The sequence below is a fragment of the Psychrobacillus antarcticus genome (assembly GCF_029533155.1).
Taxonomy (GTDB): domain Bacteria; phylum Bacillota; class Bacilli; order Bacillales_A; family Planococcaceae; genus Psychrobacillus; species Psychrobacillus antarcticus.
In genome coordinates, this window is the sequence record NZ_JAIZDB010000001.1 from 25654 (window position 1) to 42744 (window position 17091).

The window sequence follows — 17091 nt, forward strand, 5'->3', positions numbered from 1 at the left end:
TAAAACACTCACTTTCTTACACTAGATTGCTAATAGGTAGAAGTTTATAATTTTCTAACCGAAATGTCAATAGTCTAGACTTACATTATGTATAAAAAAACCTGATTTCCAATTGGAAATCAGGTTTCTTGTTTATAGTGCGTCTTCTACTACTTTCCGGTAATATCCAGCAGATAGAATTGAGAAAATGGAGTAAAGAACAATATATACACCCATAGTTATCAATAAGGGAGCAACCAACTCGGTGCCAAATAAAACCCATCCCGATTTTACTGCAAAATAACTATGCGCTAAGCCTATTATTAACGGGAAGCCGAAGTTGAACAACTGCTTACGGCGGATTCCACTCATAATCTCATTAGTAGTGAAGCCCATTTTGCGTAAAATGTTATAGGTTCCTTTTTCTTCATCCGCTTCAGACATTTGTTTGAAGTACAGAATACTACCCGTTGCGATTAAAAACGCTAAACCTAAAAATCCACTTATAAAAATAGTCATTCCAAGTGAATCTAACATATTTAAGCGATAGTTTTCCTGTGATTCTACACTGACCGTATTTGTTGCTAGGTCATTACCTGGAATAGGCATTTCTACTGATACTTTATTTGCTTCAAATACTTCTTGCGCCTTTATTAATTGATTTTCTTCCTTCAATTCCATACCAACAACTTTTTGGTTCTTTGTTAGAGGGTCATGAAGTAGCTTTTGAAAATAGGAGTCTGCCACTACGACTGTAAAGCCATAATAGTGATAATTAGGTAATAGTAGATCCTCTGTAACTTCCTTAATAAATATTTCTTCTTCACCTGCGGAAGTATTGAACTGGATAGATTTTTGTGCTTCTATTCTTATGTTTTCTGCACTCAAACTATTATAACCAAGTATATAACCCTCCCCTTCTTGTAAATGAAGATTAGGAAGCTTATTTTGAATCGCCTTTAGGCTTACAACCTGTACACCTAGCTCGGTGGATATAGTTTTATTTAATGCAGCTTCCTTGACCAATAAAGGACGGACATCCGCTGGAACTGCTAGTAAATCAATATCATACCTCGTATATTGAATTCCTTCTTTATCAAATTCTTCAACTAATTCAAAGCCAGTATCCTCATACATTATATAATCATAAGGTACCGCTTCCATTGCCACTGAGTCCGCGGAATAGTAGGAGATGTAGGTGAATGTTAATATCGCTAGTGTAGACGCGGACAATACCGTGATAGTAGTCAGAGACATGGCATTGGCCTTCATTCGATGCATGATTGTTGATAAAGATAATACATCTTGGATAGACATCAAACCTTTTTTACTTTTTCTTACAAAGTTTAAGATTAATGCTACCGAGAAACGAAATACAAAATATGTTCCACCAACCGTTAAAGCAAGAATAGAAACCATTTTGAATAACAGTACATTAGGAGTGACGTTTAGATTATCTAATATTGTCGTCGATAAATAGTAGCCATACCCTATAGAAATAAGTCCTACAAATCCTAAAAACATCTGAAAGGCATTAAATTTTTTCACCCTTTCATCTGCGACTGCAGTTGTTGTAATTAGAGCAAGTAGAGTTACTCTTTTAATTCTTATTGCAGTTTGCAAAATTACTATCAATAAAAGTACTGAGAATACAACTACAGTCATCATCAGTGCTTCTATAGAAAATGAGAGCTCTACAAATGCATCCTTCTCTACTATTTTTAAGAGAATCATTACAAATATTCTTGAGGTAAGTAAACCTACTAATACACCGATGACAATAGCGCTGAACCAAAGAATAATGTTCTCAATTGCTATTAGTCTAGCCACTAGGCTCTTGGACATACCGACTAGCTGGTATAAACCGATTTCCTTACTCCGTCTATTCATGAAGAGCTTATTAGCGTAGAGTACAAAGAAAGTTACGATAAATAATAATAAATAGGAAGCTGCTTTTAACGCAGCTGAAGATCTACCAGTACCGATTTCATTAACAATTGCTGGATTGTACTGTAAAGTGACAAAAGAATAATACAATGAAACACTGAATACTAAAGCAAAAACGTAGAGATAATAACTTTTTATATTTTTCCTCATACTTCTTAAAACCAATTGATTAAGCGTCATAGCCATCACCACTTAATACACCTTGGGTATTCATGATCTCTTGGAAAAATTGTTTGCGATCCTTGTCACCTTTATACAACTCAGAATATATCTGTCCGTCCTTTAAAAATAGAACACGTGAGCAAAAACTAGCAGCTACAGAGTCATGTGTTACCATCATAATCGTAACTTTCTTTTCTTTGTTGATTTTTTCCAAATTACTTAACAATGCAGTAGCAGACTTGGAATCTAGAGCTCCAGTAGGCTCATCTGCAAATACAATAGAGGGATTACCGACTAGTGCCCTTGCCGCTGATGTTCTTTGCTTTTGTCCACCAGATATCTCACTGGGATATTTGTTTAAGATATCATTAATTCCTAAAAGATCGGTTATCTCCTTTATCTTTTTCTCTGACACAGTTTTAGGAGTTTTCCCTACAGATAATGGAAGATAAATATTTTCTTTAACTGTTAGCGTATCCAACAAATTGTAATCCTGAAAGATAAAACCAAGCTGTTCTCTTCTAAATTTGGAAAGCTTCTGTTCTTTCATTTTTTGAAGATTATTATTGTTAATTTCAATTATTCCAGATGTAACTTTATCAATTGAAGCTAAGACATTTAATAGCGTTGTTTTACCTGAGCCCGAAGGTCCCATGATCCCAACAAATTCACCTTCACGTACTTCTATGTCAATATCTTTTAACACTTCTTGAGTATTGGATTTTTTGCCAAATACTTTTTTAATCTTTCGACCTCGTAAAATAACCATGGTCTACCTCCTACCTTTTATTAACTTCATTTTACCCATTACTTCAAGAAAAATCGTTCGTTTTAGATGACAAACAAAGAAAGCAGATGACATTTTCGTCACCTACCTAGTATTTCTTGCATCTCATTTTGTATGGGGAATTGTAAGGTAAATGTAGAACCAGTCCCTATCTCGGAAGTAACGTTTATATTAATCCCAAGTTTTTCGGCAGAATTCTTAGCTAAGTATAGCCCCATTCCAGTAGAGGCAGCACTTTCTCTCCCCACCCTACCGGTAAAAGACTTTTCAAAAATTCTAGGCAAGTCAGCTTGTGATATTCCTACCCCTTGGTCTTTTATAGAAAGGACTAGATGACCCAAATTGTCTGTTGTTGTACTTATATGAATTTCCGTGTGCTCTTTGCTATATTTCACAGCGTTTGATATGATCTGCCTTACAATGAATGCTAGCCACTTATGATCAGTAAGTGTTGTTTTATCTAACCCTTCGGTGTCAAACCCAATATTCCGTTGCATACACCATGGCTTCAGTTCTTTAATTTCCCGGAATATAACTTTTTGCAGATTTACTTTTTCTATAACGTTGTCTTTCTCAATAAATGGCAGACGTGTTTTATGAAGCTGTTGATCTAAAAGCAAATGCAACCTTAGCCATTCTACTTCAAGTTGTTCCTTAAGGATAGAATCCTCTATATTATCTATCATTAGCTTCATACTCGTAAGCGGTGTTTTCATCTCATGTATCCAAGAAAGTGTCTGGTCCTTCTCTTCTAGAGAAACTATATGTGAATCATCGAGCTCTTGTTTTCCTGTATGAATAAGTTCTTGTATCTCATCCATCATCATCTTATCAAAAAAGGATTGTCCGTCAGGTAGTCTAGCTATAAGCTGATCGAACGTCGAGTTACCACGATTGACCTTTAAAACATTTTTAATAAACTTTGTTTCCATAAAATATCTCCATAAAAAGAATATTAAAAATAAAAGTAGATTGGTACCATTCATATACAGAATAGAAGTATTAGTAAAGGTCACGTCTATTGTCAGGAGAAAATTGAGCCATAGCTGCAAAAAGCTAAAAAATAAAATCCATGCAAATCGTTCTTTAATATATATTAAAAAGAGCCTCATAACTCCTCCTTTGTTATGGCAATATATCCTAGCCCCTTTTTGGTCACAATGACTTCCTCTAACCCAATTTGATCTAGTTTTAATCGTAATCTATTGACATTGACTGAAAGGGTATTGTCATTTACAAACCTTTCATCATCCCATAGCTTTCTCATGAGCTCATCCCTAGAAACAATTTTATCCAATGACTGGACTAAAATTCTTACGATAAACAACTCATTCTTAGTAAGTTCAACCTCTTGATTTTCTTTGGAAATAGTACTTCTAGAATAATCTATGACTGCGCCGTTCCAATGAACGATATCTGACTGTTCTTCTCCATAATCATATGTTCTTCGAAGTATTGCTTGGATTTTTGCTAATAAGACTTCCATATTAAAAGGCTTTTGAACAAAATCATCTGCACCCATTTGCATCGCCATAATCATATCCATTGAATGGTCCCTAGAAGAAAGAAAGATAATAGGAACCTTCGAATGTCTACGAATCTCTCGACACCAATGAAAACCATCATACGCCGGAAGCTGAATATCAATAATTATTAACTGTGGTTTCTCTTCAAAAAAAGTAGGAAGTATTTGTTGGAAATTAGTTGGGCCAATTACTTCAAATGACCAGTGAAGAAATTTATCTTTAATTAAATTAAAAATTGAAATATCGTCTTCTATTAACATAATTTTTTGCATTTTATACACCCCTTTTACCAGTGTACACAATTTTAGGCATAAAAAAAACCATCTCGTCGTCACGAGATGGTTTTATAATAAAGAGTTATAGATTACTTAGTAATAGTAGCAACTACACCAGCGCCAACAGTACGTCCACCCTCACGGATAGAGAATTTAGTACCTTCTTCGATAGCGATTGGAGAGATAAGAGATACAGTCATTTCGATGTTATCTCCAGGCATAACCATTTCTACGCCTTCAGGTAAGTTACAAACACCAGTTACGTCAGTTGTACGGAAGTAGAACTGAGGACGGTAGTTTGAGAAGAATGGAGTATGACGTCCACCCTCTTCTTTTGAAAGAACATAAACTTCAGCTTTGAAGTCTGTATGTGGAGTAATTGTACCTGGTTTAGCTAAAACTTGTCCACGTTGGATATCTTCACGAGCAACCCCACGAAGAAGAGCACCAATGTTGTCTCCAGCTTCAGCATAGTCAAGAAGTTTACGGAACATTTCAACACCAGTTACAGTAGTTGATTTTGGTTCTTCAGTAATACCGATAATGTCTACAACGTCACCAATTTTAACTTGCCCACGTTCAACACGTCCAGTTGCAACTGTACCACGACCAGTAATTGAGAATACATCCTCAACTGGCATCATGAATGGTTTGTCAGTTTGACGTTCTGGAGTTGGGATATAGCTATCTACAGCGTCCATTAATTCAATGATTTTTTCTTCCCATTCTGGTTCGCCTTCAAGAGCTTTAAGTGCAGAACCTTTAATTACTGGAATGTCGTCGCCTGGGAAATCGTAGTCAGAAAGAAGGTCACGAATTTCCATTTCTACTAATTCAAGTAATTCTTCGTCGTCTACCATATCACATTTGTTCATGAATACAACTAGGTATGGAACACCTACTTGTTTAGATAAAAGAATATGTTCACGAGTTTGTGGCATTGGGCCATCAGCAGCAGATACTACTAAGATCCCGCCATCCATTTGCGCTGCACCTGTGATCATGTTTTTAACATAGTCAGCATGTCCTGGGCAGTCTACGTGCGCATAGTGACGAGCAGCAGTTTCATACTCAACGTGTGAAGTATTGATTGTGATTCCGCGTTCTTTTTCTTCAGGTGCGTTATCGATGTCAGCGTATGATCTAGCTGTACCACCCATTTTTTTAGAAAGAACTGTTGCGATAGCAGCAGTAAGTGTTGTTTTACCATGGTCAACGTGTCCGATAGTACCAACGTTAGCATGTGTTTTCGAGCGATCAAATTTTTCTTTAGCCATTAGAGAAGTCCTCCTCAGTAATTGTATGTTTTTTTATTACAAAAGGAAGGGACAAATAGTCCCTTATCTTTCATAGTCTACAAAATAGTTATACTTTAATTTTGGTGAAAATTCAATTATTCACCTTTATTTTTTTTGATGATTTCTTCAGAAATTGATTTTGGAACATCTTCATAATGATCGAATGTCATTGAGAAGGTTCCGCGTCCTTGCGTATTAGAGCGTAAAGACGTTGCATATCCGAACATTTCTGCAAGCGGAACCATTGAACGTACAACCTGTGCGTTACCGCGAGCATCCATACCTTCAACGCGTCCACGACGTGAAGTGATATCACCCATGATGTCTCCTAAATACTCTTCAGGAATAACAACTTCAACTTTCATGATTGGCTCAAGAATTACTGGATTTACTTTAGATACAGCATTTTTCAATGCCATAGAAGCAGCAATTTTGAAGGCCATCTCATTCGAGTCAACATCATGATATGATCCGTCGTAAAGTTTTGCTTTAATATCGATTAATGGATATCCAGCAAGTACACCATTGTTAAGTGAGTCACGAAGACCTGCCTCAACAGCTGGAATGTATTCACGTGGAACTACCCCACCGACAACAGCGTTTTCAAATTCAAAGCCTTTTCCTTCTTCGTTTGGAGAGAATTCAATCCAAACGTGTCCGAATTGACCACGTCCACCTGATTGACGTACGAATTTACCTTCAACTTTTGCTGAAGCGCGGAAAGTTTCACGGTAAGATACTTGAGGAGCACCTACGTTAGCTTCTACTTTAAATTCACGACGCATACGGTCAACTAAGATATCAAGGTGAAGCTCACCCATACCAGCGATAATAACTTGACCAGTTTCTTGGTCTGTATGAACGCGGAATGTTGGATCTTCTTCTGCTAATTTTACAAGAGCAGCACCCATTTTATCTTGGTCAGCTTTAGATTTTGGCTCAACTGATAAAGAAATAACCGGCTCTGGGAATACCATAGACTCTAGAATTACTAAAGCTTTTTCATCACACAGTGTATCACCAGTAGTAGTATCCTTTAGACCTACAGCTGCAGCTATATCTCCAGAATGTACTTCTGTAATCTCTGAACGAGAGTTTGCATGCATTTGTAGAATACGTCCTACACGCTCACGCTTACCTTTTGTTGAGTTTTGAACGTATGATCCGGCTTGTAACGTACCAGAATATACACGGAAGAATGTTAATTTACCAACATAAGGATCAGTCATAACTTTAAATGCTAATGCAGAGAAAGGTTCTGAATCATCTGAATGACGTAAAACTTCCTCTTCGCTATCTGGGTCAGTTCCTACCATAGCAGCAATATCAAGTGGTGATGGAAGGTATGCAACAACTGCGTCAAGTACTTTACGAACGCCTTTGTTTTTAAATGCAGTACCACACACTACTGGATAGAATTCTACGTTTAGGGTACCTTTACGAATACCACTTACTAATTCTTCGTTCGTGATTTCTTCACCATTTAAATATTTATCCATTAAGTCTTCGTCAAGTTCAGAAACCGCTTCAACTAGTTTGTCACGGTATTCTTGAGCTTGAGCTTTGTACTCTTCTGGAATTTCTATTTCTTCCATATCAGTTCCTAAGTCATTAGGATACATAGTTGCTTTCATCGTAATTAAGTCAATAATTCCGTTGAATTCATCTTCTGCACCGATAGGTAATTGAATTGGATGAGCGTTAGCTTGTAAACGGTCATGAAGAGTTCCTACAGAATATAGGAAGTCAGCACCCATTTTATCCATTTTGTTGATGAAAACAATACGTGGTACGCCATAAGTTGTAGCTTGACGCCATACTGTTTCTGTTTGTGGTTCAACACCAGATTGAGCATCTAGTACTGTAACCGCACCATCAAGTACACGAAGTGAACGTTCAACTTCAACAGTGAAGTCTACGTGTCCAGGTGTATCGATGATATTTACACGGTGATTATCCCAAGCAGCTGTTGTTGCAGCTGAAGTAATAGTGATTCCACGTTCTTGTTCTTGCTCCATCCAGTCCATCTGTGATGCACCTTCATGAGTTTCCCCGATTTTGTGGATTTTACCAGTGTAATAAAGAATACGCTCCGTAGTAGTTGTTTTACCAGCATCGATGTGAGCCATGATCCCGATATTACGTGTTTTTTCTAAGGAGAACTCTCTAGCCATATTGTATTTCTCCTTCCATAGTCGGATTAGAGTAGGATTTTATAGTAAATTTAAAAAAGATTTTACCAACGATAGTGAGCGAATGCTTTGTTAGCTTCAGCCATTTTGTGCATATCTTCACGTTTCTTAACTGATGATCCAGTATTGTTAGATGCATCAAGAATTTCGTTAGCTAAACGTTCTTCCATCGTTTTTTCTCCACGAAGACGTGAATAGTTTACTAAGTAACGAAGACCTAGTGTTGAACGACGGTCAGTACGTACTTCAACCGGCACTTGGTAGTTAGCACCACCAACACGACGAGCACGAACTTCTAGAACTGGCATTACATTAGTTAGAGCAGCTTCAAATACTTCTAGTGCATCTTTACCAGAACGTTCTTTTACAAGTTCAAACGCTCCGTATAGAATTTTTTGAGAAGTACCTCTTTTACCGTCAACCATCATTTTATTGATTAAACGAGTTACTAGTTTTGAATTATAAATTGGATCTGGTAACACGTCACGTTTGGAAACAGGACCTTTACGAGGCATGTGTTTTCCTCCTTTCGACGAATGTCAAATTATTAATTAAATTATTTCTTAGCTGCTTTAGGGCGTTTTGCACCATAAAGTGAACGACTTTGCATACGACCAGTAACTCCAGCAGTATCAAGAGCACCACGTACGATATGGTAACGTACTCCTGGTAAATCTCTTACTTTTCCTCCGCGGATAAGTACAACACTATGTTCTTGTAGGTTGTGTCCTTCTCCTGGAATATAAGCAGTAACCTCTAACGTATTAGTTAAACGTACACGCGCATATTTACGAAGTGCTGAGTTAGGTTTTTTCGGCGTCATAGTACCAACACGAGTACAAACCCCACGTTTTTGTGGAGAGTTAAGATTAGTACCAGCTTTTTTGAAGCTGTTATAACCTTTTGATAGTGCAGGAGACTTTGATTTCGTGATTTTGGATTGACGAGGCTTACGTATCAATTGGTTAATTGTAGGCATCGATAATTCCTCCCTTCATTTGTTCTTGTTAATACCACACATCCAGGTGGTTCATTTTTGGGGTAAAAACAAAGTCTTTGTGCTTTACACAAAAACTGTTACACAGTAATAGCTACTACTGACGCCGCTAAGCGTAGTCCACAAGCCTTACCAAGATCTACTTTAGACTCAACATAGTTAATCGAAACATTGTTTTCTACAGCTGTTAGTCGTGCTAGTTCAATGATTCTTTCTTCTACATCTAGTGCAATATAAACTTCGTTGACAAGCCCTTTTTTCATTGCTTTTACTGCTTGCTTTGTACCTATGATTGTTTCTTTCGCTTGCTTCACTTTTTCATAAGACATTTGCATATCCTCCAAAGGTACAAGTCAAATAACTATCAACCTTAAATATATTATCATTCATTGAAAAAAGTGTCAACAGTAATCATGAAAATATTAGGGAGAAATTAAATTTGATACTCCCTAATATTCACTTTTTTTACTCTGCGTTAACTAAATCTTTTTTATTATCCGCTTCGTTGGCTGTAATTTTAATTTGACGATAACGTTGCATACCTGTACCAGCCGGAACTAGTTTACCGATAATTACGTTTTCTTTCAAGCCTAACAATTCATCACGTTTCCCTTTAATCGCAGCGTCTGTTAAGACACGAGTTGTTTCTTGGAATGATGCAGCAGACAAGAATGATTCTGTTTCAAGAGAAGCTTTTGTAATACCAAGGATAACTGGACGACAAGTTGCAGGAATTTTACCTATTAAAACTGCTTCCTTGTTCGCTTCAGCAAATTGATGGATATCTAATAGTGATCCTGGAAGTAGGTCAGTTTCTCCCGCTTCAATCACACGTACTTTACGAAGCATTTGGCGTACCATTACTTCGATATGTTTATCCCCAATTTCTACCCCTTGCATACGGTAAACTTTTTGTACTTCTTTTAATAAGTACTCTTGAACAGTCGAAACATCTTTAACTCTCAACAATTCTTTCGGATCTATAGAACCCTCAGTAAGAACCTGACCACGTTGCATTGTATCGTTTAGTTGAACTTTTAAACGTGCATTATATGGCGCCAAATATTTACGAGTTTCTACATTACCTTGAATTGTAATTTCTTTTTGACCTTCTCTAATTTCTTCAATTTCAGTAACAGTACCTGAAATTTCGGAAATAACAGCTTGCCCTTTAGGATTACGAGCTTCAAAGATCTCTTGGATACGCGGAAGACCTTGTGTAATATCGTCTCCAGCAACCCCACCTGTATGGAATGTACGCATCGTTAACTGAGTACCTGGTTCACCAATTGATTGAGCTGCAATGATACCAACTGCTTCTCCTACTTCAACTGTGTCTCCAGTAGCTAAGTTCAAGCCGTAACATTTTTTACAAACACCATGTTTTGTATTACAAGTAAATGCTGAGCGAATTGTTAATTCGTTAATACCTGCTTCTTCAATAACACGAGCTACATCTTGTGTAATTAATTCGTCTTTTTCTAAAATCAGTTCATTTGTAGTAGGATGGAAGATTGTTTTCTTCGCATGACGACCGACAATACGCTCACCAAACTCTTCAATTACTTCCGTACCTTCCATAAGCGAACCAATAAACAATCCACGGTCCGTTCCACAGTCCTCTTCACGAATGATTACATCTTGCGCAACGTCTACTAAACGACGAGTTAAGTAACCTGAATCGGCAGTTTTAAGTGCTGTATCGGCAAGACCTTTACGAGCACCATGTGTAGAGATGAAGTATTCAAGTACTGTTAAACCTTCACGGAATGATGACTTGATCGGAAGTTCGATAATTCGACCAGCCGGATTGGCCATAAGTCCGCGCATACCTGCAAGTTGAGTAAAGTTGGATGCATTACCACGGGCACCTGAGTCAGCCATCATGTAGATCGGGTTCATGTGATCTAGTGTTTTCATCAGTCTTTCCTGAATAACTTCTTTTGCTTTACTCCAGTGTCCAATAACACTAGCATAACGCTCTTCTTCCGTGATTAAACCACGACGGAATTGCTTAATAACTTTATCTACTTTACTTTGTGCTTCTTCAAGAATTTCACCTTTGTCTGGAAGTACGACTATATCAGAGATACCAATTGTAATACCAGCTTTAGTAGAATATTTGAATCCTAGTGCTTTCATACGGTCAAGCATTTTCGACGTTTCTGTAATATGGAAACGTTTAAACACTTCCGCAATTATATTTCCAAGGATTTTCTTCTTGAATGGCTCTACAAGTTCCATAGCATCGATATGCTTCTTCACATCTGTATAGGTTGGAACGAAATATTTCTTCGGTGTTTCAATTTGTAGATTAAAATCTGTCGGTTCATTGATGTACGGGAACGTTTCTGGAAGAATTTCATTGAAAATTACTTTACCTACAGTTGTAAGCAATAGTAGCTTATTTTGTTCTTCCGTAAATGTTTGGTTTTTTACAGATGCTGCTGATATCGCAATACGTGTATGCAAATGTACATGACCAGTATTATATGCAATTAGCACTTCTTCTGGACCATAGAATGTTGAACCTTCGCCCATTGCACCTTTACGCTCAAGTGTTAAGTAATAGTTTCCTAAAACCATATCTTGAGATGGTGTAACTACTGGTTTTCCATCTTTCGGGTTCAAAATGTTTTGTGCTGCAAGCATTAGTAAACGAGCTTCCGCTTGCGCTTCTGCTGATAAAGGTACGTGAACAGCCATTTGGTCACCATCAAAGTCAGCATTATATGCTGTACATACTAGAGGGTGAAGGCGAATTGCGCGACCTTCTACTAATGTTGGTTCGAATGCTTGGATACCAAGACGGTGAAGAGTAGGGGCACGGTTAAGTAAAACCGGGTGCTCTCTAATCACATCTTCTAATACATCCCAAACTTCCGCATGCATACGCTCAATTTTACGTTTTGCACTCTTAATGTTGTGGGCTAAACCACGTTCAACAAGTTCTTTCATCACAAATGGTTTGAATAGTTCAATTGCCATTTCTTTTGGAAGTCCACATTGATACATTTTCAAGTTTGGTCCTACTACGATAACCGAACGACCAGAGTAGTCAACACGTTTACCAAGTAGATTTTGACGGAAACGACCTTGTTTCCCTTTTAGCATATGTGAAAGTGATTTCAACGGACGGTTACCCGGTCCTGTTACTGGACGGCCACGACGACCGTTATCAATCAAAGCATCAACAGCTTCTTGTAACATACGTTTTTCATTTTGAACGATGATACTAGGTGCACCAAGATCCAATAGACGTTTTAAACGGTTATTACGGTTAATCACACGACGATATAAATCATTTAAATCTGATGTCGCAAAGCGTCCACCATCCAATTGAACCATTGGACGTAATTCTGGAGGAATTACTGGTAGAACGTCTAAAATCATCCAGTCAGGTTTGTTTCCTGAGTTACGGAAAGATTCTACAACTTCTAAACGTTTAATCGCACGCGTACGACGTTGACCTTGAGCTGTTTTCAACTCTTCTTTTAAATGTTCTGTTTCACTTTCCAAATCAAGTTCTGAAAGTAAACGCTTGATAGCTTCTGCACCCATTGCAGCCTGGAACTTAGTTCCAAACTTATCGCGATATGCACGGTACTCTTTTTCAGAAAGCAATTGTTTCTTTTCAAGAGGCGTGTCTGCTGGCTCAATTACTACGTAAGAAGCAAAGTAAATTACCTCTTCTAGTGATCTTGGAGACATATCCAAAATCAGACCCATACGACTTGGGATACCTTTGAAATACCAAATATGTGATACAGGAGCAGCTAGTTCGATGTGGCCCATACGTTCACGACGTACTTTTGAACGAGTTACCTCTACTCCACAACGATCACACACAACACCTTTATAACGGACTCGTTTATATTTCCCGCAATGACATTCCCAGTCTTTCGTAGGACCGAAAATGCGTTCACAGAATAAACCATCTTTTTCAGGTTTTAACGTACGATAGTTAATTGTTTCAGGTTTTTTTACTTCTCCATAAGACCATGAACGGATTTTATCTGGTGAAGCTAAACCAATTTTCATATACTCAAAATTATTAACGTCTATCAAGGAGCCTACCTCCCTTTAGTCTTGTGTCTTTTAAAAGACTTTTCCAAGTAGCTCTGCATTATGCAATTTTATACGGAAATACGGACAGGCATCACCTGTCCGACTTTTATTGTTAAATCTAAGCGCAATTACGCTTTTCTTATTTTTCTACTGTAGTAACGGGTTCTTGCTCTGTTGCGATTGGTAAAATACCAAGTGCATCAGCTGCTGGAATATCATCGTCTTCATCTAAATCACGAAGCTCAATTTCTTCTTCATCGATTGAAAGCATCTTAACATCCATACCTAAACTTTGTAGTTCTTTGATCAATACTTTGAATGATTCAGGAACTCCAGGCTCTGGTACACTTTCACCTTTTACGATTGCTTCGTATGTTTTCACACGTCCCACAACGTCATCGGATTTTACTGTTAAAATTTCTTGTAACGTATAAGCAGCACCATAAGCTTCTAGTGCCCACACTTCCATCTCCCCGAAACGCTGACCACCAAATTGCGCTTTCCCTCCAAGAGGCTGTTGCGTAACGAGTGAATAAGGTCCAGTAGAGCGAGCATGTAACTTATCATCTACCATATGCGCAAGTTTAATCATATACATAACCCCTACAGATACACGGTTATCAAATGGTTCACCTGACCGTCCATCATAAAGGATTGTTTTACCGTCACGATTAAGACCTGCTTCTTCCATTGTGCTCCAAACATCTTCTTCGTTAGCACCATCAAATACTGGTGATGCCATATGAATACCAAGGATTTTAGAAGCCATACCTAAGTGAAGCTCTAAGACTTGCCCGATGTTCATACGAGAAGGTACCCCAAGTGGATTTAACATGACATCTACTGGTGTGCCGTCTGGAAGGAATGGCATATCTTCTTCAGGAAGAATACGCGAGATAACCCCTTTGTTACCATGACGCCCTGCCATTTTATCCCCAACGGAGATTTTACGTTTTTGAACGATATAAGCACGAACTAATTGGTTAACACCTGGAGATAACTCATCGCCATCTTCGCGATTAAATACTTTTACGTCTAATACAATCCCACCGGCACCATGAGGTACGCGAAGAGAAGTATCACGAACTTCACGAGCTTTTTCACCGAAGATTGCGTGTAGTAAACGTTCTTCAGCTGTAAGTTCGGTAACACCTTTAGGCGTTACTTTCCCAACAAGAATGTCTCCGTCACGAACTTCCGCACCAATACGGATAATTCCACGGTCGTCCAAGTTGCGTAATGCATCTTCTCCGACATTTGGAATATCTCTCGTAATTTCCTCTGGTCCAAGTTTTGTATCACGTGATTCTGACTCATACTCTTCAATATGCACCGAAGTATATACATCATCTTTCACTAGACGTTCACTCATAATAACGGCATCTTCATAGTTGTATCCATCCCACGTCATGAAAGCTACTAGTACATTACGTCCTAAAGCAAGCTCTCCTTGTTCCATAGAAGGACCATCTGCAAGCATATCCAGAGGTTTAACACGATCACCAATTTTTACAATTGGACGTTGATTTATAGATGTACCATGATTCGAACGTTCAAATTTATGAATTTTATAAGATGTTAAATCTCCTTTAACTTCTTTTCCATCCACTTCTTCAATACGTCTAACACGAATTTCTTTTGCTTCAACATGTTCAACAATACCATCGTATTTTGCAATAACTGCAGCTCCTGAGTCACGAGCATTCACATGCTCCATACCAGTTCCAACGAATGGAGCTTCTGGATTTAATAATGGAACAGCTTGACGTTGCATGTTCGCTCCCATAAGAGCACGGTTGGAGTCATCGTTTTCCAAGAACGGAATACATGCTGTTGCGGCAGAAACAACTTGTTTCGGCGAAACGTCCATATAGTCAATTTGATCTTTTCTAAACACGGTATTATCTCCACGGAAACGACCTACTACTTCTTCTTTAAGGAATGCTCCTTCATCAGATAATGGAGAGTTCGCTTGTGCTACCACATAGTTATCCTCTTCATCCGCAGTTAAATAGTCGATACGTGATGTAACTAACCCAGTCTCCGGGTCAACACGGCGATATGGTGTTTCAATAAATCCAAATTTATTCACTTTCGCAAAACTAGAAAGCGAGTTAATAAGCCCGATGTTTGGTCCCTCAGGTGTTTCAATTGGACACATACGACCATAGTGAGAGTAGTGGACGTCACGTACTTCAAATCCAGCACGCTCACGTGTTAAACCACCGGGTCCAAGCGCCGATAGACGGCGTTTATGTGTCAACTCAGCAAGTGGATTTGTTTGATCCATGAACTGAGATAATTGAGAGCTACCAAAGAATTCTTTGATAGATGCAATAACTGGACGTATATTGATTAATTGTTGTGGGACAATGGATTGCGTATCGTTAATAGACATACGCTCGCGTACCACACGCTCCATACGTGAAAGGCCAATACGGAACTGGTTTTGTAGTAACTCACCTACAGAACGTAAACGACGGTTTCCTAGATGATCGATATCATCTGTGTTCCCAACGTTGAACAAAAGGTTAAAGAAGTATCCAACAGATGAAACGATATCAGCTGGCGTAATATTTTTTACTTCTGTTTCCACATACGCGTTACTTATAACGTTAACTTCTTTTTGTTCTTCATCATTTGGAGCATAAATTTTAATCATTTGGATTGTAATATCGTCATCTAAAACACCACCTACTTGAGATAACGTTTTGAAGCCGATGCCTTTTTCAAGATGAGGAATTAGACGATCTAGTACACGACGATCAATTAACGTACCAGTTTCTACTAAAATCTCTCCCGTTTCCGGATCCACTAGCGTTTCAGCTATTGTTTGATTAAATAAACGGTTTTTAATATCCAGTTTTTTATTCATTTTGTAACGACCAACATTCGCTAAATCATAGCGTTTTGGGTCAAAGAAGCGAGAGTATAGCAAGCTCTTTGCACTTTCCACTGTTGGTGGTTCACCTGGACGTAGACGCTCATAGATTTCCAGTAACGCTTTTTCAGACGTTTCTGTATTATCTTTTTCTAGCGTGTTACGTAAATATTCATTGTCACCGATTAAATCGATGATTTCTTGATCTGTACCAAAGCCTAATGCGCGAAGTAAAACAGTAACTGGTAATTTACGTGTACGATCTATACGAACATAGACTACGTCTTTTGCATCGATTTCATATTCTAACCAAGCACCACGGTTTGGAATAACTGTCGACCCAAAACCTTTTTTACCGTTTTTGTCTGTTTTATCATGGAAGTAAACACTTGGTGAGCGGACTAACTGAGATACGATTACGCGCTCAGCTCCGTTTATAACGAAAGTTCCAGTTTCAGTCATTAATGGGAAATCACCCATAAATACATCTTGTTCCTTCACTTCGTCCGTTTCTTTGTTATGGAGACGTACTTTTACGCGTAGTGGTGCTGCGTATGTTGTGTCACGTTCTTTCGATTCGTCGACCGAATACTTCGGTTCATTTAAACTATAGTCGACAAATTCAAGTGATAAATTGCCTGTAAAGTCCTCGATTGGTGAAATATCCTTAAACATTTCACGTAAACCTTCCTCAAGGAACCATTCATAAGATACCGTCTGAATTTCGATCAGATTCGGAAGTTCCAGCACCTCACTAATACGCGCAAAACTTCTGCGCTGGCGGTGTTGTCCGTATTGAACTAGTTGACCTGTCAACTCATTCACCCCTCAATTAAAGCGATATTAGGTCTTTTCGATATGAACATTTTGGTGTATGATATCGAAAGACAAAAAGAAAACGAGTTCTTAACAAGAGCTCATTTTCGATTAACCAAACTTTTTCTCGGCCAGTATACCCATTTCTATTATTTTTATTCAA

11 protein-coding genes are annotated in these 17091 nt (G+C 38.2%); all 11 read right to left on the bottom strand.

Features of this window, described 5'->3' with window-relative positions:
* Positions 1 to 132 precede the first annotated feature (132 nt).
* The 11 genes from LDK52_RS00215 to rpoB all read right to left on the bottom strand — a co-directional run bounded on the left by LDK52_RS00215 (position 133) and on the right by rpoB (position 16928).
* On the bottom strand, positions 133 to 2106 hold the full coding sequence (locus tag LDK52_RS00215; RefSeq protein WP_277583938.1) for an ABC transporter permease: 1974 nt from the start codon (positions 2104 to 2106) through the stop codon (positions 133 to 135).
* A complete protein-coding gene (locus LDK52_RS00220) occupies positions 2096 to 2857 on the bottom strand; it encodes an ABC transporter ATP-binding protein (RefSeq protein ID WP_277583939.1) in 762 nt (253 codons plus the stop codon). Before LDK52_RS00220 ends, LDK52_RS00215 begins: the two co-directional genes overlap by 11 nt.
* Positions 2858 to 2955: 98 nt before the next feature.
* Complete coding sequence (locus tag LDK52_RS00225) at positions 2956 to 3807, bottom strand: sensor histidine kinase (RefSeq protein WP_277583940.1); 852 nt, start codon at positions 3805 to 3807, stop codon at positions 2956 to 2958.
* Between the two features lie 176 nt (positions 3808 to 3983).
* Positions 3984 to 4673, bottom strand: coding sequence for a response regulator transcription factor (locus LDK52_RS00230; RefSeq protein ID WP_277583941.1), 690 nt, complete (start codon positions 4671 to 4673; stop codon positions 3984 to 3986).
* A gap of 92 nt (positions 4674 to 4765) precedes the next feature.
* Positions 4766 to 5953, bottom strand: a complete 1188-nt coding sequence (tuf, locus tag LDK52_RS00235) for an elongation factor Tu (RefSeq protein WP_277583942.1) — start codon at positions 5951 to 5953, stop codon at positions 4766 to 4768.
* A gap of 116 nt (positions 5954 to 6069) precedes the next feature.
* On the bottom strand, positions 6070 to 8148 hold the full coding sequence (gene fusA / locus LDK52_RS00240) for an elongation factor G (protein WP_277583943.1): 2079 nt from the start codon (positions 8146 to 8148) through the stop codon (positions 6070 to 6072).
* 62 nt (positions 8149 to 8210) lie between these two features.
* The gene (gene rpsG / locus LDK52_RS00245) at positions 8211 to 8681 is read right to left on the bottom strand and encodes a 30S ribosomal protein S7 (RefSeq protein WP_277583944.1); all 471 of its coding nucleotides are present in this window, start codon (positions 8679 to 8681) and stop codon (positions 8211 to 8213) included.
* A 41-nt stretch (positions 8682 to 8722) separates the two neighbouring features.
* On the bottom strand, positions 8723 to 9145 hold the full coding sequence (rpsL, locus tag LDK52_RS00250; RefSeq protein ID WP_277583945.1) for a 30S ribosomal protein S12: 423 nt from the start codon (positions 9143 to 9145) through the stop codon (positions 8723 to 8725).
* A gap of 98 nt (positions 9146 to 9243) precedes the next feature.
* A complete protein-coding gene (locus LDK52_RS00255) occupies positions 9244 to 9492 on the bottom strand; it encodes a ribosomal L7Ae/L30e/S12e/Gadd45 family protein (protein WP_277583946.1) in 249 nt (82 codons plus the stop codon).
* Between the two features lie 136 nt (positions 9493 to 9628).
* Entirely contained in the window at positions 9629 to 13231 is a 3603-nt protein-coding gene (gene rpoC / locus LDK52_RS00260; protein ID WP_277583947.1) for a DNA-directed RNA polymerase subunit beta', read from the bottom strand.
* Between the two features lie 139 nt (positions 13232 to 13370).
* The gene (gene rpoB, locus LDK52_RS00265; protein WP_479687882.1) at positions 13371 to 16928 is read right to left on the bottom strand and encodes a DNA-directed RNA polymerase subunit beta; all 3558 of its coding nucleotides are present in this window, start codon (positions 16926 to 16928) and stop codon (positions 13371 to 13373) included.
* Between the last annotated feature and the right edge of the window lie 163 nt (positions 16929 to 17091).

Coding starts and splice junctions, on each gene's coding strand:
- LDK52_RS00215 (WP_277583938.1), bottom strand. CDS start 2,106: ATGACGCTTAATCAATTGGTTTTAAGAAGTATGAGGAAAAATATAAAA.
- LDK52_RS00220 (WP_277583939.1), bottom strand. CDS start 2,857: ATGGTTATTTTACGAGGTCGAAAGATTAAAAAAGTATTTGGCAAAAAA.
- LDK52_RS00225 (WP_277583940.1), bottom strand. CDS start 3,807: ATGGAAACAAAGTTTATTAAAAATGTTTTAAAGGTCAATCGTGGTAAC.
- LDK52_RS00230 (WP_277583941.1), bottom strand. CDS start 4,673: ATGCAAAAAATTATGTTAATAGAAGACGATATTTCAATTTTTAATTTA.
- tuf (WP_277583942.1), bottom strand. CDS start 5,953: ATGGCTAAAGAAAAATTTGATCGCTCGAAAACACATGCTAACGTTGGT.
- fusA (WP_277583943.1), bottom strand. CDS start 8,148: ATGGCTAGAGAGTTCTCCTTAGAAAAAACACGTAATATCGGGATCATG.
- rpsG (WP_277583944.1), bottom strand. CDS start 8,681: ATGCCTCGTAAAGGTCCTGTTTCCAAACGTGACGTGTTACCAGATCCA.
- rpsL (WP_277583945.1), bottom strand. CDS start 9,145: ATGCCTACAATTAACCAATTGATACGTAAGCCTCGTCAATCCAAAATC.
- LDK52_RS00255 (WP_277583946.1), bottom strand. CDS start 9,492: ATGTCTTATGAAAAAGTGAAGCAAGCGAAAGAAACAATCATAGGTACA.